Annotated in this window: 20 protein-coding genes; 16 read left to right on the forward strand and 4 right to left on the reverse strand. The window is 49.9% G+C overall.

Features of this window, described 5'->3' with window-relative positions:
* Positions 1-3 precede the first annotated feature (3 nt).
* The 10 genes from GWG06_RS15300 to GWG06_RS15345 all read left to right on the forward strand — a co-directional run bounded on the left by GWG06_RS15300 (position 4) and on the right by GWG06_RS15345 (position 10,429).
* The gene (locus tag GWG06_RS15300) at positions 4-1,653 is read left to right on the forward strand and encodes a sodium:solute symporter (RefSeq protein ID WP_160714229.1); all 1,650 of its coding nucleotides are present in this window, start codon (positions 4-6) and stop codon (positions 1,651-1,653) included.
* A 29-nt stretch (positions 1,654-1,682) separates the two neighbouring features.
* Complete coding sequence (locus tag GWG06_RS15305) at positions 1,683-2,966, forward strand: alpha-L-fucosidase (protein ID WP_160714231.1); 1,284 nt, start codon at positions 1,683-1,685, stop codon at positions 2,964-2,966.
* Between the two features lie 13 nt (positions 2,967-2,979).
* Positions 2,980-3,408: an L-rhamnose mutarotase gene (locus tag GWG06_RS15310; protein WP_202183027.1), complete on the forward strand. Its 429-nt coding sequence runs from the start codon at positions 2,980-2,982 to the stop codon at positions 3,406-3,408.
* Positions 3,409-3,611: 203 nt separating this feature from the next.
* A complete protein-coding gene (locus tag GWG06_RS15315) occupies positions 3,612-4,223 on the forward strand; it encodes a TetR/AcrR family transcriptional regulator (protein WP_160714233.1) in 612 nt (203 codons plus the stop codon).
* A 61-nt stretch (positions 4,224-4,284) separates the two neighbouring features.
* The gene (locus tag GWG06_RS15320) at positions 4,285-5,562 is read left to right on the forward strand and encodes a TolC family protein (protein ID WP_160714235.1); all 1,278 of its coding nucleotides are present in this window, start codon (positions 4,285-4,287) and stop codon (positions 5,560-5,562) included.
* 13 nt (positions 5,563-5,575) lie between these two features.
* Positions 5,576-6,517 (forward strand): HlyD family secretion protein, encoded by a 942-nt coding sequence (locus GWG06_RS15325; protein WP_160714237.1) that lies wholly within the window; start codon positions 5,576-5,578, stop codon positions 6,515-6,517.
* Between the two features lie 10 nt (positions 6,518-6,527).
* A complete protein-coding gene (locus GWG06_RS15330; protein WP_127036468.1) occupies positions 6,528-7,448 on the forward strand; it encodes an ABC transporter ATP-binding protein in 921 nt (306 codons plus the stop codon).
* A gap of 12 nt (positions 7,449-7,460) precedes the next feature.
* A complete protein-coding gene (locus tag GWG06_RS15335; protein WP_160714239.1) occupies positions 7,461-8,204 on the forward strand; it encodes an ABC transporter ATP-binding protein in 744 nt (247 codons plus the stop codon).
* Positions 8,205-8,213: 9 nt separating this feature from the next.
* Positions 8,214-9,320 (forward strand): ABC transporter permease, encoded by a 1,107-nt coding sequence (locus tag GWG06_RS15340; RefSeq protein ID WP_160714241.1) that lies wholly within the window; start codon positions 8,214-8,216, stop codon positions 9,318-9,320.
* Positions 9,317-10,429 carry an ABC transporter permease gene (locus GWG06_RS15345; protein ID WP_160714243.1) on the forward strand — a complete coding sequence of 371 codons (1,113 nt, stop codon included), beginning with the start codon at positions 9,317-9,319 and terminating at the stop codon, positions 10,427-10,429. The genes GWG06_RS15340 and GWG06_RS15345 overlap by 4 nt, the downstream gene beginning before the upstream one ends.
* Here GWG06_RS15345 and GWG06_RS15350 read toward each other — a convergent pair.
* Both GWG06_RS15350 and GWG06_RS15355 read right to left on the reverse strand, forming a co-directional pair.
* On the reverse strand, positions 10,426-10,668 hold the full coding sequence (locus GWG06_RS15350) for an Ada metal-binding domain-containing protein (RefSeq protein ID WP_160714245.1): 243 nt from the start codon (positions 10,666-10,668) through the stop codon (positions 10,426-10,428). The genes GWG06_RS15345 and GWG06_RS15350 overlap by 4 nt on opposite strands.
* Entirely contained in the window at positions 10,665-11,378 is a 714-nt protein-coding gene (locus GWG06_RS15355; protein WP_160714247.1) for a 2OG-Fe(II) oxygenase, read from the reverse strand. The genes GWG06_RS15350 and GWG06_RS15355 overlap by 4 nt, the downstream gene beginning before the upstream one ends.
* Positions 11,379-11,556: 178 nt before the next feature.
* On the opposite strand from GWG06_RS15355, the gene GWG06_RS15360 reads away from it, so the two are divergent.
* From GWG06_RS15360 to GWG06_RS15370, 3 genes are read left to right on the forward strand one after another with little or no spacing between them, the layout of a single operon-like run.
* Positions 11,557-12,567 (forward strand): c-type cytochrome, encoded by a 1,011-nt coding sequence (locus GWG06_RS15360; protein WP_235938365.1) that lies wholly within the window; start codon positions 11,557-11,559, stop codon positions 12,565-12,567.
* Between the two features lie 11 nt (positions 12,568-12,578).
* Positions 12,579-13,043 (forward strand): DsrE family protein, encoded by a 465-nt coding sequence (locus GWG06_RS15365; protein ID WP_127036456.1) that lies wholly within the window; start codon positions 12,579-12,581, stop codon positions 13,041-13,043.
* A 12-nt stretch (positions 13,044-13,055) separates the two neighbouring features.
* A complete protein-coding gene (locus GWG06_RS15370; protein ID WP_160714248.1) occupies positions 13,056-13,961 on the forward strand; it encodes a substrate-binding domain-containing protein in 906 nt (301 codons plus the stop codon).
* A gap of 133 nt (positions 13,962-14,094) precedes the next feature.
* On the opposite strand, the gene GWG06_RS15375 is transcribed toward GWG06_RS15370, so the two are convergent.
* Positions 14,095-14,946, reverse strand: coding sequence for a helix-turn-helix domain-containing protein (locus GWG06_RS15375; protein WP_160714249.1), 852 nt, complete (start codon positions 14,944-14,946; stop codon positions 14,095-14,097).
* Positions 14,947-15,068: 122 nt separating this feature from the next.
* Positions 15,069-15,944: an NAD(P)-dependent oxidoreductase gene (locus tag GWG06_RS15380; RefSeq protein WP_160714250.1), complete on the reverse strand. Its 876-nt coding sequence runs from the start codon at positions 15,942-15,944 to the stop codon at positions 15,069-15,071.
* A gap of 168 nt (positions 15,945-16,112) precedes the next feature.
* Here GWG06_RS15380 and GWG06_RS15385 point away from each other — a divergent pair, with 168 nt between their 5' ends.
* The 3 genes from GWG06_RS15385 to GWG06_RS15395 all read left to right on the forward strand — a co-directional run bounded on the left by GWG06_RS15385 (position 16,113) and on the right by GWG06_RS15395 (position 20,423).
* Positions 16,113-16,460, forward strand: a complete 348-nt coding sequence (locus tag GWG06_RS15385; protein ID WP_127043995.1) for a winged helix-turn-helix transcriptional regulator — start codon at positions 16,113-16,115, stop codon at positions 16,458-16,460.
* Positions 16,461-16,772: 312 nt separating this feature from the next.
* On the forward strand, positions 16,773-19,151 hold the full coding sequence (locus GWG06_RS15390; RefSeq protein ID WP_202183028.1) for a TonB-dependent receptor: 2,379 nt from the start codon (positions 16,773-16,775) through the stop codon (positions 19,149-19,151).
* A gap of 30 nt (positions 19,152-19,181) precedes the next feature.
* Positions 19,182-20,423, forward strand: a complete 1,242-nt coding sequence (locus GWG06_RS15395; RefSeq protein ID WP_160714252.1) for a DUF4374 domain-containing protein — start codon at positions 19,182-19,184, stop codon at positions 20,421-20,423.
* Positions 20,424-20,428 lie beyond the last annotated feature (5 nt).

A 20,428-nucleotide genomic window follows, 5' to 3' on the forward strand; every position in this document is an offset into this window, starting at 1 on the left:
GCCATGATCGGTACAACAGATATTATCATTTCAATCGGTTATATTCTCTTTATTGTTACTATCGGATTGTGGGCAGGCGTAAGGAAACGACCCGATACCGGCCCTGCGTCCGGCGCTTATTTTCTCGCCGGGAAAACGCTTCGCTGGCCGATGATCGGCCTGGCCCTGTTTGCCACGAATATTTCCTGCCTTCATCTTGTAAGTCTTGCCCAGAGCGGTTTCGATACAGGGCTGCTAAACGGTAATTTCGAATGGATGGCGGCCTTTACACTGATGCTGCTCGCACTTTTTTTTGTACCGTTTTATATCCGCTCCGGCGTTGCCACCCTGCCGGATTTCCTGGAAAGGCGATATAACCGTGCCTGCCGCGACTGGCTGGCTATTGTATCCATCATTTCAGCCGTCGTGATTCATATTGCCTTTTCTTTTCTGGCGGGAGGTATTGTGCTGGAAACGTTGTTCGGCATTAATATATATGTCAGTATTATCGCGATCGCCGCTCTCACCGGACTTTATACCATTGTGGGCGGTTTACGCGCGGTAGTGGTGACGGAATCAGTGCAGAGTGTGGTGCTGATAGCCGGCGCCGTGATTATCACGGTAGCTGCCTGGAACAGGGTTGGCCATTGGGATCAGGTAACGAAGGTATTAACGGCAGCAGGAGAGGCAGACAAACTCAGTATGATACGGCCTGCCGGAGATCCTTCCGGTATGTCGTGGATGGCCGTATTTCTGGGATATCCGGTGCTGGGCATCTGGTACTGGTGTGCAGATCAGACAATCGTTCAGCGCGTACTCGGTGCAAAGGACGAAAATCATGCACGTGCAGGCGCCTTGTTCTGTGGGTTCATTAAAATACTGCCGGTATTCATTTTTGTATTGCCTGGCCTGCTGGCGTATGTGCTTTTCAAAACAGGCGCGCTGGATATTTCAGCGCTGCAGCACACCGCTACGGATGGGAAAACCGTGACAGATACGAAAGGTATTTATACCCTGATGATTACCCAGCTCTTACCAGGAGGGCTGATTGGTATACTTGTAGCAGCGCTGCTGTCGGGCCTGATGAGTCAGATCGCAGGTGCGTTGAATTCCATTGCCACACTTGCCAGTTATGACCTTTATAAACGCTTCAGGCCGCAGACATCAGACGAAGAGCTGGTGAAAGCGGGGCGCTGGGCTTCCGGTATCGCCCTGCTGGTTGCGGTTGCGCTGCTTCCCTTGCTGAACCTCTACCAGAGCCTGTTTGAAGGGATCAATGATATTATTGCCCATATTGCGCCACCTATCACCTGCGTGTTTCTGCTGGGGATCTTTTGGGCAAAAGCCTCACCCCGTTCTGCGCAACTTACGTTATGGCTAGGTTCTCTGCTGGGCGCCACCGTGTATACCATCAACAAAGTATATCCCGAAGGCTGGCTGGGCGGTATTCCTTTTATGATGATGGCGTTTTACCTGTTTGTTGTTTGTGTGATATTGCAGATCTGCTTTACGTTTATTTTTCCTGCAGATGTACACACGAAAGACAGCGGCCTGTACTGGAAAGGATTCCTGGAACCCTTGCAGAGCAAGGGATGGAGTGGTGTCGGCAATTATAAATTTTTATCTGCTCTGTTGCTGCTGGTAATGGCAGTTTTATACGGGATATTCCGTTGAGTTATCAATCAAATTTAAAAATCAAACTGATGCTAAAGAAAATTGTTGGTCTGACAGTAATATTGTTGGGCGTTTTGCAGGTGAGCTTTGCGCAGCAGGCCACGTTAAAGGAATTTATGAAAATGCGGTTCGGCATGTTTATCCATTGGGGGCCGGTAACATTGCGTGGGACAGAGATCGGCTGGACCCGCGGAGGATCTGTGCCGAAGGAAGAATATGATAATCTTTACAAAGAGTTTAATCCGGTGTTGTTTAATGCAGATGAATGGGTGAAAACAGCGAAGGATGCAGGTATGAAATACCTGACCATCACTGCCCGGCACCATGATGGTTTTTGTCTCTGGCCTTCTGCATATACCGAATATGATATTATGTCTACGCCCTACAAACGCGATATAGTAGGCGCATTGGCGACTGCGTGTAAAAAACAGGGGATTAAATTCTGCATCTATTACTCGGTGCTCGACTGGTATCATCCTGATTATCCCATTCACGGATCGAATGACCAGCGCATCGATTCTTCCGCGAACATGAGCAGATATGTGCAGTTCATGAAAGATCAGCTGAAAGAACTCATCACGAAATATGATCCATACATGCTGTGGTTCGATGGGGGCTGGGAAAAGCCCTGGACAGAAGATATGGGCAGAGACATGTATGCCTACCTGAAGCGCCTGAAGCCTTCCGTTATTATCAATAACAGGCTGGGAAAAGAAATCGCGGCTGTAGAGAACAAACAGATCGATGCATCAAAAATGATCGGAGACTATGATACGCCGGAGCAGACGGTGGGCCGGATGAATATGGAAATGCCCTGGGAAAGTTGTTTCACCATTTGCGAACAGTGGTCATGGAAGCCAAATGATAAGATGAAACCCCTGAGCCAGTGTCTGAATATTCTTTCGCGTACAGCCGGTGGAAATGGTAACCTGTTGCTGAATGTAGGACCTATGCCGGACGGTCGCATCGAAGCGCGGCAGATAACCCGTTTACGTGAGATCGGAGATTGGTTAAAGGTGAACGGAGAGGCAGTTTACGGCACGCTTGGCGGCCCGTATGCCCCTGGTGATATTTTTACGGCTACCAGGAAAGGGAACAGGATATACATTCATGTGCTTGATGCTTCCCGTTCTTCCCTGGTATTGAAAAATATTCCGGGCCGGAAAGTACAAAAGGCGGCGCTGATGAATGGAACAGCTGTCAGCGTTGAACAATCTGCAGATGATATTAAACTGAACCTGCCTGGCATAAAGGCCGGACAGGTGGTAATGCTGGAGATGAACGGGCCGGTAGAAGATATTCCTGTTATCTGATTAAACTTTTTACATGCCATATTTAACATCATTCCTCCGGATAGTGTGCATCAGCGTAACTACCGTCTTATCGGCGGGCTGTATGTCTGAGCCTTCCGCCAAAGTTACACGTTATGCCATGGTAACCGGCATTAAGCCGGACAAGATCGGCTATTACAAGGAGTTGCATGCGAAAGCCTGGCCTGGTGTGCTGAAGACGATCCGGAGTTGCAACATCCGCAATTATTCCATTTATCTCAGAGAGATAGATGGCAGGTTTTATCTCTTCGGATATTTCGAATATACAGGCAACGATTTTAAAGCGGACATGCGCAAAATGGGGGAAGATTCCGTTACGCAAAGATGGTGGCGCGAGACAGATGCCATGCAGCTGCCATTGCCGGAAGCAGAAAAGGCCGGAGAAATATGGACGCCCATGGAGGAAGTTTTTCATACGCCCTGAAAAGATGTTAATGTGTCAAATCCGGTAGCAATAATGCCGGTAGCAAAAGCCCCGGTATGGGGCTTTTATCTTTCAGAAAAACCATGCGCATGCTTCTTACTGAAAAAAAATTGAACAATTGTTTAAAACAAATGTTCAATATTCGGAAAAATGATTACTTTTGATTCGGAAATCCGGATATTTAATACCAAAAATCAGAATAAATGGCTGCAGGAACAGGCAAGAAGGAAAAAAGAGATGCTTCTACGGAAGAAAGAATACTGGCGGCAGCCAGAACGGTGTTTACGAAGAAAGGATATGCCGGTACCAAAGTGCGGGACATAGCCGCGGAAGCGGATATTAACCTGTCGCTGGTCAACTATTATTTCCGCAGTAAGGAAAAGCTGTTCCAGGTAATCATGCAGGAAACAGTACAGCAGCTGATAGGAGATGTAAGCCGCATCTTTGATAAGGAGGAAACATCGCTGGAAGAAAAGGTGGGTGCGCTGGCGGATCATTATGTGAATCTGCTGCTGAAGAATCCTGATTTCCCGTTGTTCCTGGTAAATGAGATACTGTCCGGCAATGATATTTTTTCCTCCCATGCAAAGAAGGAGACCTTGTTCCAGTCGCACTTCTTTAAACAGATAGGCGCACTGAAGGTGAATTACAACCCCGTGCATATCATCATGAATACTTTCGGGATGTTGGTACTGCCATTCCTGGCCAGGCCCATCCTGCAGAACAACGGCATTGTAAAACCGGCTGAGTTCAAAGCACTGATGGAAGAACGTAAGAAGCTGATCCCCGTCTGGATCAAAGGAATGATCGGGTAACACCGGTTTTTTTTGTCTATGGATTGAACAAGTTTTTAAAACAATAATTCAAACTGATAGCATGCGTTTAAGTAAAACATGGTTTTGCCTGATCGCGCTGGCAGCGGGGCCTTCGTATGCCCGTGCGCAGGAAGCGCCTCTGACGCTCGACGAGTGTTACACGCTGGCGCGGCAGAACTATCCACTCATCAAACAACATGGCCTGATTGCACGTACGGCAAAATATGCGGTGGAGAATGCCGGAAAAGCGTACCTGCCTCAGCTGACCATCAGCGGGCAGGCCAGCTACCAGTCGGAGGTGATTAATTTCGGAGAAGTTATTCCGCCGGTTCCAGGCATGGGATTCCCGGTGCTGAGCAAAGATCAGTACAAGATTCAGGGAGAAATCACCCAGCAGATTTATGATGGCAGCGTCGCAAAATTTCAGAAAGAAGCCAGCCGTACCAGCGAGGCGGTGCAGCAACAGCAACTGGAAGTAAGCCTGTACGCGGTTAAAGAGCGCGTGACGCAGCTGTATTTCGCGATCCTGCTGATGGAGGCGCAGTTGCAGCAGAATGCCCTGCGCCGCAGCGACCTGCAGACAGCTGCCGATAAAATGAGCGCTGCCCTCGCCAATGGCGTAGCCTACCGGAGCAATGTAGACGAACTGAAAGCAGAGATCGTAAATGTGGATATTGCCGCTACAGAATTTGCTGCTAACCGTAAAGCCTATACGAAAGTACTGGCAGCTTTCATCAACCGGCCGTTGTCAGACAGCGTACGGCTGACTTACCCCACAGGCATATCTCCTGCAACAACTATCAACCGCCCTGAACTGGCTTTATACGATCTGCAGAAAAAATCATACGACGTACAGCAAAAACAGCTGCAATCAGGTTATCTGCCCCGCCTGAACGCCTTTATACAGGGCGCTTACGGCCGCCCCTCCCTCAATATTGTCAAAAATGAATTCGGTCCCTGGTGGATCGGCGGCATACGGCTCAGCTGGTCCCTCGGCAGTTTGTATTCCCTGAAGAATAACCGGCAGCAGCTGGATATCAGCCGGCAGCTGCTGGATGTAAACAAGGAAACATTTGCTTTCAATACCACGCTGAGCATGCAGCAGCAGGCTCAGGACATAGAGAAATACGCAGCCATGGCAGAACAGGATGATGCGGCTATCCGGCTGCGTGCTGCCGTGAGCCGCTCCGCCAAAGCGCAGCTGGACAACGGAATCATCACGGTACACGAATATATTCAGCAGGTAAACGCGGAAAACCTCGCCAGGCAAGCGCGCATCCTCCATCAGATACAATGGCTGCAGGCGCAGTACACTTATAAAAATACTTCCGGGAACTGATTAAACTCCGTATATGAAATACAACACCATACTGCTTACAGCCGCTGTAACAATGTTGTGGGCCTGTGGCAACGGCAAAAAGGATTATGACGCTTCAGGAAATTTTGAAGCGGATGAAGTTATCGTATCTGCTGAACAGAACGGCACTATTCTCGCCTTCGCGGTAAATGAGGGCGACAGGCTGACTGCCGGCCAGACTGTTGGCCAGATAGATGTGACCATCGCCAACCTGCAGAAGGAACAGGCATTGGCTACCATCGGCGCACTGCAGGAAAAAACCAATACGGCCGCGCCGCAGACAGAACTGGTAAAGCGGAAACTCATCGTACAGGAAGCCCAGCTGCAGCAACTTTACCACGAGAGAAAGCGTACGGAGAACCTGGTGAAAAGCGATGCTGCTACACAAAAACAGCTGGACGACATCAATGCACAGGTAGATCAGCTGGAAAAACAGCTGAATGTTACCCGCCAGGAAATTAATCTCAACAACTCCAACATCGCTACCCAGAACCGCAGCATCCTCAGTGAAAAGGCGCCACTGGAAAAGGCCGTCGCCCAGTATGCGGAGCAGGCACGCAAAGGCGTGATCGTAAACCCGGTGAGCGGTATTGTGCTTTCCCGCTATGCACTGCGCGGAGAAATGGCTACCACGGGAAAACCGCTGTATAAAATTGCCAATACAGATACCCTTCGGCTGAAAGCCTATATCACAGGCGAAAAGCTACCACAGATCAAACTGGGCCAACCGGTGCAGGTACGCATTGACCAGGGAAGGAAATCCTGGAAATCCTATCCAGGCATCATCACCTGGATTGCAGATAAGGCGGAATTTACACCTAAAACGATTCAGACAAAGAACGAGCGCGCCAACCTGGTATACGCTGTAAAGATACAGGTGAAGAACGACGGCTATCTGAAGATAGGCATGTACGGAGAAATGTTGCTTGATAAATAAATTTTCTGCGATGAGTGCCGTTATACTGGATCATATCACAAAAACATACGAGAACGGTAAGGTCACCGCTGTGGATGACGTATCGCTGGAAGTATCTCCGGGAGAGCTTTTCGGACTGATTGGCCCGGATGGTGCAGGAAAAACATCTGTTTTCCGTATCCTTACCACATTGCTGCTGCCTGAAAAAGGAACAGCCAGCGTGCTGGGTTTTGACTGCGTGAAAAACTACCGGGAGATACGTAACCGGGTAGGTTATATGCCCGGCCGCTTCTCGCTTTACCAGGATCTTACCGTGGCAGAAAACCTGCATTTCTTTGCTACTCTTTTCGGTACCACTATTGAAGAAAACTATACCCTGATAAAAGATATTTACGAACAGATAAAGCCATTCAGCAACCGCCGCGCGGGAAAGTTGTCAGGTGGTATGAAACAGAAGCTGGCGCTGTGCTGTGCGCTGATCCACAAACCGGAAGTGCTGTTCCTGGACGAACCGACGACCGGCGTAGATGTAGTATCGCGCAAGGAATTCTGGGCCATGCTGCAGCAACTGAAGCAACAGGGCATTACCATCATGGTATCCACTCCCTATATGGATGAAGCGGTACTGTGCGAGCGCATTGCGCTGATACAGGCCGGCCGCATTATGTCGGTGGATACCCCGGAGAAAATCATCGATACTTTTCCCGCGCAGCTGTTCGCCGTCAAGGCAGCCGATATTTACCGGCTGCTCACGGACCTGCGCAATGATCCGGCTACGGAGAGCTGTTATACTTTCGGGGAATACCTGCATATCACCTTCCGCGGGCATCCGGATACCAACCCGCAGCAGCTGCAGGAATGGCTGGAGCAACGCGGCCACCGCAACGTAGCCGTAAAACAGATACGCGCAACTATTGAAGACAGCTTCATCAGGTTGATGAATGAAGCATAAATTTTTGATGCTATGGCAGAAAAAGTGATTGAATGCAGAGAGCTTACCAAGCAGTTCGGTGATTTTATCGCCGTCAATAAAATCTCTTTTGATGTAATGAAAGGGGAGATATTCGGTTTCCTGGGTGCTAACGGCGCAGGTAAAACCACAGCTATGCGCATACTCTGCGGACTCTCTTACCCCAGCTCAGGAACCGCTGCCGTAGCAGGTTTTGATGTATATAAACAGCAGGAATCCATCAAACGGAATATCGGTTATATGAGTCAGAAGTTTTCGCTCTATGAAAACCTGACTGTAACCGAGAATATAGAATTTTTCGGAGGCGTATATGGGTTACCCATGCAGGAAATCCGCCGGCGCAGCAATGACCTGATCCGCACGCTGGGGCTGACAGCCGAAGCAAAGAAGCTCGTAGGGGCATTACCGTTAGGATGGAAGCAGAAACTGGCTTTTTCAGTGGCTATCTTTCACCGTCCGCGTATTGTATTTCTGGACGAGCCTACCGGCGGCGTGGACCCCGTTACCCGCCGGCAGTTCTGGGATATGATCTATGAAGCAGCCGCCTCCGGGATTACCATTTTCGTTACCACTCACTACATGGACGAAGCAGAATATTGCAACCGGGTCACCGTTATGGTAGACGGTAAAGTGGAAGCGCTGGATACGCCCGCCCGCCTGAAACAGCAGTACCAGGCAGATAATATGGACGAAGTATTTTACAGGCTGGCCCGTGGCGCTAAAAGGTCAGCCGATTAAACACAGGTTATGAAACAGCTATTGGTATTTATCAGAAAGGAGTTTTATCATGTCTTCCGCGACAGGCGTACGCTGCTGATCATGTTCGGGCTGCCGGTAGCGCAGATTGTGCTGTTTGGCTTTGCGCTCACCAGCGAGGTGAAAAATATCAGCCTCATCATCATCGATCAGGCCCGCGATGTAAATTCGCAGGAGCTGACGGGAAAAATAAAATCATCTGCCTACTTTATTACAGATGAATCTGTCACGGATTATAACGATATAGAAAAGGCTTTTAAGCAGGGAACTGCCAGGTGTGCGCTGATCATCCCTGCCGGCTTCGGCAATGATCTGCTGCATGGAGGCAGCGCGCCGGTGCAGATCCTGACAGACGGATCCGATCCTAATACCGCTAAAACAGTAGTCAACTATCTCACTTCCATCATGACCGGCTACCAGCAGGAGCTGAGCAAAACACCGCCGCTGCGCTACCTGATCCAGCCGGAGCTGCGTATGCTGTATAACGAGGAAGGCAATGGTTCGCTGAACTTCATCCCCGGTGTGATGGCGCTGGTGCTGATGATCGTCTGCACGGCACTGACTTCCGTGTCGGTAGTGCGGGAGAAGGAGCTGGGAACAATGGAAATATTGCTGGTATCGCCTTTCAGGCCGCTGCTGGTGCTGGTGGCAAAAGCGATTCCTTACCTGGTGCTGTCGCTGGCCAATTTTCTGCTCATCCTCTTTCTGTCTGTTTTTGTGCTGGACGTTACCGTTAAAGGCAGCATCCTGTTACTGGTGGCGGAGAGTATGTTGTTTATCACTACCTGTCTGTCGTTCGGACTGATGATTTCCAATACCACCAACTCCCAGCAAACCGCCCTGCTGCTGTCTATGATGGGAATGATGCTGCCCACCATGATCTTCACCGGATTTATGTTTCCGCTGGAGAACATGCCGGTACCGTTTCAGGTGATCTCTAACATTGTGCCGGCACGCTGGTATTTTCTGATTATCAAGGCGGTGATGCTGAAGGGGCTTGGGTTTGGGTATGTATGGAAAGAAACGCTGGTGCTGACAGGCATGATGCTGGCAACGCTGGGTATTGCATTAAAGAACTTTAAAACCCGCTTATCATGAAGGTGCTGCGTTTTATTCTGCGGAAGGAATTCAGGCAGATTTTCCGGGATAAGACCATCCTGGCGATGATGTTCGCCATGCCTACCATTCAGCTGATTATTCTGCCGCTGGCGATGAATTTTGATGTGAAGCATGTGAAGGTAGCGGTGGTAGATAACGATCATAGCAGTTATTCCCGGCAGCTGATCGCCAAGGTGGGTGCCTCCGGGTACTTCAGGATTGTGGCGGCGATGCCGTCTGTCCGGGAGGCCATGCAGTATATAGAAAGAGAGCAGGCAGACGTGGTACTGGAGATTCCGCCTGCATTTGAACAGCAACTGATCCGGGAAGGGAAACAGCGTATAGGCGTTTCCGTTGATGCCATCAACGGCACGAAGGCTGCGCTGGGAGGAAGCTACCTGGTAACAGTGATCGGAGACTTCAACCGTCAGATAACGGTGAACAGCACTGCCGATCCGGCTGCCGCCAACACCATTGCCATTACTTTTTCCAACTGGTATAACCCGCTGGCAGAATACAGGTTCTACATTGTGCCCGCCATCCTGGTATTGCTGCTGACACTGATAGGCGGATTTCTGACAGCACTGAATATTGTGCGGGAGAAGGAAGCCGGCACTATTGAGCAGATTAATGTTACACCCATCAGGAAGTGGGAATTCATTCTCGGAAAGCTGATTCCCTTCTGGGTGGTAGGTATTACGGTATTCACGCTGGGACTTGCCGTGGCATGGGGTGTATACGGCATATGGCCGGTAGGCAGCTTCGCCCTGCTGTATACGTTTGCAGCCGCGTACCTGTTAGCCGTGCTGGGTTTTGGCCTGCTGGTATCTACGTATACCGACAATCAGTTGCAGGCGATGTTTGTGGCCTTCTTCTTTATGATGATATTTATGCTGATGAGCGGACTGTTTACGGCTGTAGAGAGCATGCCTGCCTGGGCCCGTGCAATTGCGCACTGCACACCGGTAACTCATTTTGTGAAGGTGGTACGGATGATTGTTTTGAAAGGCAGCACATTTGCAGATGTACAATATGAATTTTACATCCTCGTGTTTTTTGCCCTGGCACTCAATGGATGGGCTATCCTGAATTACCGTAAAACCAGCTAACCATGCAGCTTCCAGGCCTTGTACTGTTCACGCAGGCAATGGCCGCAGGGGCGGTAGCCATAAGACGCCGCCTCCTGCTCATTGCGGAAGAACACACGGTTCCCTGCTTTCATGCGCTTGCCCGATGCGCAGGAGAGCAGGCCGTATATCTTCAGTTGTTTATTACCGCCCAGCGTAACAGCGCCGGCTCTTATCATCTGCCGGATGGCTATCGGGTCGAAATCTATTTGTAATATCATGTCAGCGCGTCGTGGAAGATGATGCCTAATGTATGCCGGTTGCCCGTATGCAGCGGGCTTACGCCATGTTTCATATTTACGCGGTAGTAGCCCCTGCTGCCTTTCACCGGCCGGAAATTGGTGGTGAATATCAACATGTCTCCCTGCCGTGGCTGCAGCACATTGGCTTTGGATTGCGCGCGCGGGATCTGTTCTGTCAGTACAAACTCGCCGCCGGTATAATCTTTACCTGGTTCATTCAGAAACAGTACGATCTGCATGGGGAAATAAATATCGCCGTAGAGGTCCTGGTGCAGCGTATTGAAGCCGCCCGGCCCGTATTTCAGTATCAGTACGGTGGGTTTGTCCTGCCCGTTTTCCCGGCATTGCTGCTGCAACGCTTCGTGGGTGTCCGGGAATTTTGTCTCTGTCTGTAATACTTCCATCCATTTATTGGCTACAGGCGCAATGTGCGTATATACTTCCTGCCTGATAGCTGTAATCAGCGGTGGCAGCGGATAGCGAAAGTATTTGTATTCTCCGCTGCCGAAGCGGTAGCGTTCCATGGAAATAGTTTTGCGATAGGTATCCGGCGCCTGATAATCTTTTATCAGCTGTTCACATTCCGCCGGCGTCAATATATTTTCAACAATGCTGAATCCTTTGCTGTGCAGCTCTTCTGTGGCAGTGGCCCAGTCGGTCGCCTGCAGGCGTGCGGTTATATCTGTCATATCCTGATAGCTTTTATTCCACAAAAGTAGACAGATGCAAGAGCGGAGAAAACCCGGTTCTTGCTTTTTTGCTGTCAGAAAAAGTAATCATGCAAATAACTTTTGGTTATCGTTTATAAACAATGGTGATTTCTCTCAAACTGTCTGTGCTTCTACCTTTGAGCTACATCAAAGAACAATGACCATGAGAATTGACTGGTTCCCGTTATGCCTGTTTACCGTTGTGGCGATTGTGATCGCCAGAGAATGTATCTGCAGTTATGAAGAAAAAGAACGTGATAATAAAGCGTTCGCTGCTTATCTTGCCACGCAGCATGGCGACAGCGTATGGACAGGCCGCCGTCCGCAACAGATTCCTTACTTTACCGATACGGGCGCGCTGGTACAATACGGCTACGAGCTGATAGCCAATACAGCTGCGTATCTGGGGCCTGAAGGCAGTATAGCGAAGCTGAGCAATGGCATGAACTGCCAGAACTGCCACCTGCAGGGCGGCGTAGTACCTTTCGGTAATAACTTCGGAAAGGTATTTGCCACCTATCCGCAATACCGTGCGCGTAACAACGGGATACAGGATATCCCGCAGCGTATTACGGACTGCTTTGAAAGAAGCCTGAACGGTCATGCACCGGATACCGGCAGCAGGGAGATGAAAGCGATTACCGCCTATATCCGCTGGCTGGGCGATGGGGTGCCTAAAGGCATGAAGCCGCCGGGTACCAGCATTATGAAGCTGCCATACCTTCACCGCAGTGCAGATGTGCGGCAGGGGGAACGGATATACCGGGAGCAGTGCAGCAGCTGCCACGGTAAGGATGGGGAAGGCGTGGAAAGTAAGGTGGTAAAGGGTTACAGCTATCCGCCGCTATGGGGCGAACACAGCTACAACGATGGTGCAGGATTGTACCGTCTCAGTAACTTCGCCGGCTTTGTATATAACAACATGCCCTACGGTACAGATTATCATCGTCCGAAACTGAGTGTGGAAGAGTCCTGGGACGTAGCGGCATTTGTCAACAGCCGGCCGCGCCCGCACTTCAATCAGCAGCATGACTGGCAGCTGGTCGCCGGAAAGCCGGTAGACTATCCCTTTAAGCCTTATGCAGACACCTTCACGGAATATCAGCATAAGTTTGGTCCGTTTCAGCCGATAAAAGAGGAACAACGAAAACAATTAGTTACCAGATAAAAAAGATGAACATGAAGAAGTTAATGATGATTGCCGTAATGCTGCTGCTGATGAGTGCAGGCTATGCGCAGGTACATGATTCCCTGTTACTGAAGAACCGCGCCTATACAGGCGCTGTGGCCAAGCGTCACCACTACTATGCGATCTATCAGCTGGATAAAAATGATCCCAAGGTGATCCAGAAAGCTATCCGCAATATCAACAATGCACTCAACGACCCGCGCCTGAAAGGCAAGCTCTCTGTGGAACTGATTGCTTTTTCCGCAGGTACTGACGCCCTGCTGAAAGGCAGCGAATATGAAAATGACCTGAAGAACCTGGTGGGCAGAGGGGTGATCGTAGCGCAATGCAGCAATACCTTACAGGAACGCAAGATCAGCAAAGATCAGCTGTATGATTTCATCGCGCTGGTGCCCAGCGGCAACGGTGAGCTGATTATCCGCCAGGCCGAAGGCTGGGCGATTGTTAAACCATAACAACAGATTTTTATGAAGAAGATATTTTTACTGGCCACCCTCCTGGCAGGGATGGCAACGGCTGCCTGCGCCCAGGACTACCGTTTTGATCCACCCTGGAATACGCCTCCCGCCAGCAAGGTTATGTTTACAGTTCCCGGCGTGGACAATGTCCCTGATCTCTACGGTGATATCAACGATCCGCAGCTGGTCATATTTTTTGCGGGCAACCAGTTTATGTGCATCGATGAACTGATTACCGCTTTTAAAGCAGCCTATCCGCAATATACCCGTGTATTTGCAGAAACGCTGCCGCCGGGCATCCTGGCACAGCAGCTTATCGGCGGCTCTCTTACCATCGGCAACATGCGCATCACCCTGCAACCCGATGTGTATACTGCCGGTAAAAGCCGCATCACCCAGATGCAGCCTTATTTCAGCGATACCGTTGCCTATACGCATAACAGGCTGGCCATTATGACGCCTGCCGGAAACCCGGCACAGGTACACTCCCTGCAGGATCTCGGTAAACCGCATGTACGTGTGAGCATGCCCAATCCCGAATGGGAAGGCATTGGTAAAAGAATAGAGGAAGCATTCATCAAAGCCGGCGGTACCGCACTGCAGCAGCAGATCATGCATGCCAAAGTGAAGGACAGTACTACTTTCCTCACCCAGATACACCACCGGCAATCACCTATGCGCATACTCTACCATCAGAGCGATGCTGCCCCCGTCTGGTACTCCGAAGCCTACTATCAGCAAAAAGCCGGTCACCCGGTTACGCTGATACCCATCCCGGATGAACACAATATCACTGCCACCTATATGGCCGGCCAGTTGAAGAATGCTCCCCATCCGCAAGCTGCCGCAGATTTCATGACCTTTATCGTCAGCGCGAAAGCAAAGGAAATTTACAGGAGTTTTGGATTCAGGTAGATTTTGAATTACGAATTACGAATTGCGAATTACGAATGAGGAGCGAAGATTTGAGCGAAGAAGTAAATCCTTTATCCGCTTAAATCTTCGCTCCTCATTCGTAATTCGCAATTCGTAATTCGTAATTCCCATCTCAATAGTTTTTCCCCGGAAGCGTTATACAAAACCCTGTTTTCTGTATCTGTTGTACAAATTGCTGCGGGGTGGCGCCGAGGTAGTGTTGAAAGTCTTTGATGAGGTGGCTTTGATCGTGGTAGCCGAAGTCAAGGATGATGTCGTACCAGTCGGGAGCGGGAGAAGGGTTGTCCTGCAGTCTTTGCAGTACCTGCTTGAAGCGGATGAAGCGGAGCAGTTCTTTGGGGGATGAGCCGGTGTATTTCCTGAAGCGTAGCTGTATGCTGCGTTCGGTAAGTTGTGCATCCCTGGCGATGGCTTTTACGGGCTGTACAGCAGGGTTGCCGAAGTAGGGAACGCCTTGCAGCAGAGGTTGTGTACCGGTTTCTGACTCCTGCAGGTAGGCGGTGATGTAGTTGCTGAGAATAGCTATTCTGTCTTCCAGACGGGAGGTATTATGCAGTATCTGCCAGAGTTCTTTTATCCAGGGAGTGGTATGGAGTGTAGCCGGGTCCGTTAGTTGTTCTGCGGGAATATTTTCTACCGGGGTGCGGAAGAGCCGGTAGAATCCGTCGAGGGTGAAAACGGTGACGATAAGATCTGTGCCCGGTTGTATTTCATAATTGAGCATTCTCTTCAGTGGTCCGAGTACGGCTACATCTTTCAGGGGTTCTCCGCCCACAGGTTCTCCTGCAAAGGAGATATGGAGGGAGGCTCCGAAATTCAGCAGCAGCAACATATCGAAGTTAGGAGACAGCCGTGCCACTTCCCGTTCAAACCCTGCTGAAGTCTGTATCACATAAAAATGCCTGACAGCATCTTCTAATGCAGGCGGCGCCTCAAAATGACGATTTATTTGAGATGTGGTCATTTTATTATTTGAGATTTAAAAAATGCAGCGGAGATCAGCACAAAGGTATTACATAATATCCCTGCTGATCTCCGCTGCATTTTTTAAATCTCAAATAATAAAATAATAAAATAACAAAATAATCAGAGTGTTTTGAAGGTTGCCGCTACCTGTTCTTTGCCGAAGCCGGCGTCCTGGGCTCTTTTCAGGATAGATTTGATGAAGACGGGGACGTCGGTGCTGATGTTGGACTGGCGGGCGTGCTGGATAAAGAGGTCCATGCCGTTAGCGCAGATGTCCAGGGAGCTTTCCGGGTTGCTGTAGTCGCCGGACTCGATGGTGTCGCCCTGTCGTTTGATCATTTCACCGATAACGGGGGCTACCTGGTGGATCATGTTGCCGAGGGCGCTGATAGGTATGCCTTCTGCGGCAAATACTTTAGCTCCGTGGAAGAAGCCGGACATAGCACCAAACATGGTGATGAGGAAACCGATGTCCCAGGTGGCGGCAGCGCCGGCATCTTCGCCCATATAGGCGATGCCGCCGGCGAGGGTGCGGAGGGCGGGCTCGCTTTGCTGCCAGGCTGCGGCAGCACCGGAAACGAAGAGGGGGGTGTCCGGGCGGCCCATCTGGCTGGGAGTAGCGAGGATAGCGCCGTCGATATACCCTATGCCGTTGGAGGTAGCCCACTGTTCTGCGGTGCGGGCTTCCTGCGGTATGCCCGATGTCAGCTCTACCAGTACCCGTCCTTTCAGGGCAGCCGTGGCTTCCGGCGTTTGCAGCAGGCTGCTGCTGATATTATAGTTGGTGACGCAGACGATCACGATGGGACTGGCTGTAATGGCTGCCGTCAGTGAGGCGGGAGCATGAGCGCCGGCAGACTGCAGCGGCGCTGCCTTTTCGGGAGAACGGTTCCATACTGTTACCTCATATCCATGCTGCAGCAAGGTGCCCGCCAGTACTGCGCCCATATCTCCCAGACCAATTACAGTCACTTTGTTCGTTGTATTTGTTGTCATCGTCGTTTGTTTTTTACCGGGACAAATGTGGGAATAACCAGGAAGGTGAACAATACGGGGAGAAATAATTCAGCGGGGGAAAATTTTATCCCTATTGGTCCATGGCGGTTTCCGGCTGAGGAGGTAAGCGGTAAATGGCGTATCTTTAGCGTCAAATTAAAGTGAACCATGTACGAAAAGAAAATTCCGGAAAACCTGGACTGTGGTATCAGCATCGCTATTAAAGTACTGGGCGGAAAATGGAAGGCCTGGATCATCGATAAAATCAATATAGGCGTACGGCGTCCCAGCGAGCTGCATCGCGATATTTATCTGGCCAGTCCGCGGGTAGTGAACATGCACCTGAAGGAGCTGGAGGACATGGGCATCATCTACAAAAAGACGTATCATGAAATTCCGCTACGGGTGGAATATTACCTGACTGCGCTGGGAGAGAGCGTTCTGCCGGTGATTGCCGCCATGGAAAAATGGGGCAATGAGCAGCGGGAGCACTTCGATCAGGCGGTAAGCCTATAGCAATCATCACGTTAACCCCTGTACGCAATCCGGAAAAAAAATCTGCTGCTTTTCCGCTTAAAATTTCCTGATCTCGCAAACGATTCCATCCGTTATGGAATAATTTTGCAGACAGATTAATACCTATATCGTTGATTGTACACAGATCCGGTTGTTGTTTAACCGGTTGAGGCCATTACACCAGGCCGTCTGCACTTTGGTATTTCAATCCGTGTATCACGCAAAAATGAAGGGGGAAGCCCCGTCCGGCATTTTATTGCCAGAATTTCAATCATCAGTTAAAAGATATCAATACATCAGGAAATGCAGCACATGACAAAGATTCTACTGACAGGCTTTTTAAGTATCATTACCTTATTCGCCCTTGCCCAGTCAGATGGCGGAGCTTCTATCAGCGGCCGTCTGACAGACGAGGCCGGTAACGGTATTCCGGGTGCCTCCATCAGGTTACAGCAGGGCAAAGCGCTGGCTATCACCAATGTGGACGGCGCCTACCTGGTAAAAAAAATCGCACCGGGAAAACATGTACTGGTTGTTTCTGCCGTGGGATATAAAAATGAGCAGTCTGCCATAGAGGTAACCGCCGGCCAGCAGCTGGTACTGCATTTCAACATGAAGGCTGCCGTGAGCGAAATCGGTGAAGTGGCAGTACTGGGCCGCTCTGCAGCAAAAGAGGTGAACAGACAGGCCTTCAACGTTACCGCCGTTGACGCCAAAAAATTATACAACTCCACCCTGGACCTGTCGCACGCACTGGACCGCGTTTCCGGTGTCCGCGTACGTGAAACCGGCGGCCTCGGCTCCCGGATGAACTTCTCCCTGAACGGCTTCACCGGCAAACAGGTGAAATTTTTCCTGGACGGCGTGCCTATGGATAACTTCGGCTCTTCTTTCCAGCTGAATAATATTCCTATCAATCTTGCTGAAAGAATTGAAGTGTACAAAGGCGTAGTGCCTATCTGGCTGGGTGCTGACGCACTGGGCGGCGCTATCAATATTGTTACCGGCAACAGCCGCAAAACATACGTGGACGCTTCCTACTCCTACGGTTCCTTCAACACCCACCGCTCCGCCATTAACGCCGGATATACCGCCAACAGCGGATTCACCGTGCAGGTAAGCGCTTTCCAGAACTACTCCGATAACAACTACCGGGTACGCGTGGATGTGGCAGATCTTAAAACAAAAGAATATTTCCCGCGTCAGTGGGTAAGAAGATTCCATGATACTTACCATAACGAAACCGTTATTGCCAACGTAGGTGTGGTAGGAAAAAAATATGCAGATAAGTTGCTGGTTGGTCTGACACTGGGTCAGAACTATGCTGAAATGCAGACCGGCGCACGTATGACCACCGTATTCGGACAATGGCACCGCAGAGGTACCACGGTAATGCCTACCCTGAAATACCAGGTAAAAGACCTGTTCGTAAAAGGGCTGAACCTGAGTGTTAACGGTAACTACAACCTGGGGTACGAACAGAATATCGATACTTCTTCCAGAAGATACAACTGGTTCGGCGATTATTCCTATAACATGGGCCAGGGCGGAGAGCTTACCAGAACCATGTATAAATTCCGTAACCACAACGGACTGGGAACGGCTAACCTCAGCTACCAGCTGAGCCCTAAGCACTCCTTCATGGTGAACAACGTGTTCTCTACGTTCAAGCGTTCCGGTAGTGATGAACTGTATCCGAATGATGAAAAATACGATCAGCCTAAGAAAGTAAGCAAAAATATTCTCGGACTGGGATATAAATTCGAATACAACGAAAAATGGAATACTTCCGTCTTTGTAAAGAACTACTCTCAGGTAAACAGCTACGCGAAAAGCTATAACCCCAGCGGCGGATGGGGCGACGTAGCCTACACGCAGATGCGCATACGCTACAGCAACCAGGGTTACGGACTGGCTACCACCTACTTCATTAAACCTACGCTGCAGCTGAAAGCATCTTACGAGAAAAGCTACCGTATGCCGGAAACAGAAGAACTGTTCGGCGACGTTGTGCTGCTGGAAGGTAACATAGACCTGCGTCCTGAAAGCAGCCATAACTATAACTTCGGTGTCAGCTACCAGACAAAGATCAACCAGGACCACCGCCTGAGCTTCGATGGCTCCTTCCTGTACCGCGATGCCAAAGATTATATCAGACCAACGCTGAACCAGAACCAGAGCATGCAGACCTACGGCAACCTGGCCAGCGTAACCAATATGGGCCTGGATGGTGAAATCCGTTACTCTTACAAGCAGTTTCTTACTGCCGGTGTAAACGCTACCTACCAGAACCTGCGCAACAACACCCGCATTGAACAGGGACAGAAGGAAGAAAGCTCGCTTTACCGTGACCGTATTCCCAATATGCCCTTCCTGTTCGGTAATGCTGATGCATCCCTGTTTTTCAGAAACGTGCTGAAGAAAGGCAACATGCTCACCATCGGATATAACTTCCTGTATGTACATGAGTATTATCTCTCATGGCCTAGTCAGGGTACAGACAGGAAAAAAATGATGATCCCCCGCCAGTTTAACCAGGACGTGAATATCGTTTACACCCTGGCTAACGGTAAGTATAACATTGCACTGGAATGTAAGAACCTGGTAGACAACAGGCAGTATGATAACTTCAGTCTGCAGAAACCAGGCAGGGCTTTCAACGCCAAGGTGAGATATTTTTTCAGTAAATAAACAAAGACCGGGATCTAAAAATAATCAGACATGAAGAAGATGAACAAGATATTAGCAGCACTGGCATTCGGCGCAATTTTCCTGGGCTCCTGCGATAAGGAAGATCAGATGGGTACCGTTGACTTTGTAGAATATGAACCCAAGGGAAATATCAAATACGTTATAACGGCAACGCCTATAGGAACTACCGGTATCGCAGACTACCTGCTTACGGCAGACAACCTGAGCGGTGGTATGATCAGCACCAGGGGGAATGGTATAGAGCAGGATGGTTCCTACCGTTACTACATGACACATAAAGGCCGTTTCTTCAGCCTGCTGTATGGCCAGGGTAATCCCGGCGATGTGACCACGTATCGCATGCAACCCAACGGCGAGCTGGTGAAGACAAAATATTTCCAGACAGAAACAGTGCAGGCATTTACCAAAATAAATGATGAACTGCTGCTGATAAAGATCCCGCGTTCCGGTCAGCCGAACGCTATGTTCTTCCGTATCGATGCCCTGCAATCCAGGATGATAGACCAGAAGCCGGTGAATATTGTAGACCTGGCCGCCAACGGCGAGCGGGCGCACTTCACCTGGGCCACGCAGGTAGGCAATAAGGTGTTTGCCCCGTACATGAGCATCAAAGGCTGCTGCGGCGATGCTTTCGGTACCGCTTATCCGGATAGCAGCTGGGTGGCTGTTTTCTCTTATCCTGCCCTGGAGCTGGAAAAAGTTATCCGCGATAACCGCACGAGCTTCATCGGTAACTATTTCAACAACGGACTGGCAGTAGTGGAAAATGGTGATGTATATGGTTTTTCACCGGCATCCGCCAAACTGAATTCACAGCTGACCACTACCAGACCTTCTGCTATGGTGCGTATCCTGAAAGGCACCACAGAGTTTGATAAGAGCTATTTCTTCAATGTAGAGGAAAAATCCGGCGGACATCATATTTCAACACAAACTTATCTCGGCAATAATAAATTCCTGCTGACCATGTATGGCACACCGAAAAGTACTTCCGGTTACCTGAGACTGGCGCTGGTAGATGTGGTTTCCCAGCAGTTTACCTGGCTGAAAGGCGCGCCGGAAGAGATCAACAGTGTTTCAGCCGCATATAATAACAACACAGGTACAGAAGACGGGAAAATCGGCTATGTAGGGGTGAACACTACCTCCGGTAGCCAGGTGTATAAAATTGATATTCAGTCAGGCGTTGCTTCCCCCGGATTGAAGGTCGACGGGGGCACTATCACGGCCATTACCAAGATGGAGTATTAATCATC

This window comes from Chitinophaga solisilvae, from assembly GCF_009928525.1.
Taxonomy (GTDB): Bacteria; Bacteroidota; Bacteroidia; order Chitinophagales; family Chitinophagaceae; genus Chitinophaga; species Chitinophaga solisilvae.

Coding starts and splice junctions, on each gene's coding strand:
- GWG06_RS15300 (WP_160714229.1), top strand. CDS start 4: ATGATCGGTACAACAGATATTATCATTTCAATCGGTTATATTCTCTTT.
- GWG06_RS15305 (WP_160714231.1), top strand. CDS start 1,683: ATGCTAAAGAAAATTGTTGGTCTGACAGTAATATTGTTGGGCGTTTTG.
- GWG06_RS15310 (WP_202183027.1), top strand. CDS start 2,980: ATGCCATATTTAACATCATTCCTCCGGATAGTGTGCATCAGCGTAACT.
- GWG06_RS15315 (WP_160714233.1), top strand. CDS start 3,612: ATGGCTGCAGGAACAGGCAAGAAGGAAAAAAGAGATGCTTCTACGGAA.
- GWG06_RS15320 (WP_160714235.1), top strand. CDS start 4,285: ATGCGTTTAAGTAAAACATGGTTTTGCCTGATCGCGCTGGCAGCGGGG.
- GWG06_RS15325 (WP_160714237.1), top strand. CDS start 5,576: ATGAAATACAACACCATACTGCTTACAGCCGCTGTAACAATGTTGTGG.
- GWG06_RS15330 (WP_127036468.1), top strand. CDS start 6,528: ATGAGTGCCGTTATACTGGATCATATCACAAAAACATACGAGAACGGT.
- GWG06_RS15335 (WP_160714239.1), top strand. CDS start 7,461: ATGGCAGAAAAAGTGATTGAATGCAGAGAGCTTACCAAGCAGTTCGGT.
- GWG06_RS15340 (WP_160714241.1), top strand. CDS start 8,214: ATGAAACAGCTATTGGTATTTATCAGAAAGGAGTTTTATCATGTCTTC.
- GWG06_RS15345 (WP_160714243.1), top strand. CDS start 9,317: ATGAAGGTGCTGCGTTTTATTCTGCGGAAGGAATTCAGGCAGATTTTC.
- GWG06_RS15350 (WP_160714245.1), bottom strand. CDS start 10,668: ATGATATTACAAATAGATTTCGACCCGATAGCCATCCGGCAGATGATA.
- GWG06_RS15355 (WP_160714247.1), bottom strand. CDS start 11,378: ATGACAGATATAACCGCACGCCTGCAGGCGACCGACTGGGCCACTGCC.
- GWG06_RS15360 (WP_235938365.1), top strand. CDS start 11,557: ATGACCATGAGAATTGACTGGTTCCCGTTATGCCTGTTTACCGTTGTG.
- GWG06_RS15365 (WP_127036456.1), top strand. CDS start 12,579: ATGAAGAAGTTAATGATGATTGCCGTAATGCTGCTGCTGATGAGTGCA.
- GWG06_RS15370 (WP_160714248.1), top strand. CDS start 13,056: ATGAAGAAGATATTTTTACTGGCCACCCTCCTGGCAGGGATGGCAACG.
- GWG06_RS15375 (WP_160714249.1), bottom strand. CDS start 14,946: ATGACCACATCTCAAATAAATCGTCATTTTGAGGCGCCGCCTGCATTA.
- GWG06_RS15380 (WP_160714250.1), bottom strand. CDS start 15,944: ATGACAACAAATACAACGAACAAAGTGACTGTAATTGGTCTGGGAGAT.
- GWG06_RS15385 (WP_127043995.1), top strand. CDS start 16,113: ATGTACGAAAAGAAAATTCCGGAAAACCTGGACTGTGGTATCAGCATC.
- GWG06_RS15390 (WP_202183028.1), top strand. CDS start 16,773: ATGACAAAGATTCTACTGACAGGCTTTTTAAGTATCATTACCTTATTC.
- GWG06_RS15395 (WP_160714252.1), top strand. CDS start 19,182: ATGAAGAAGATGAACAAGATATTAGCAGCACTGGCATTCGGCGCAATT.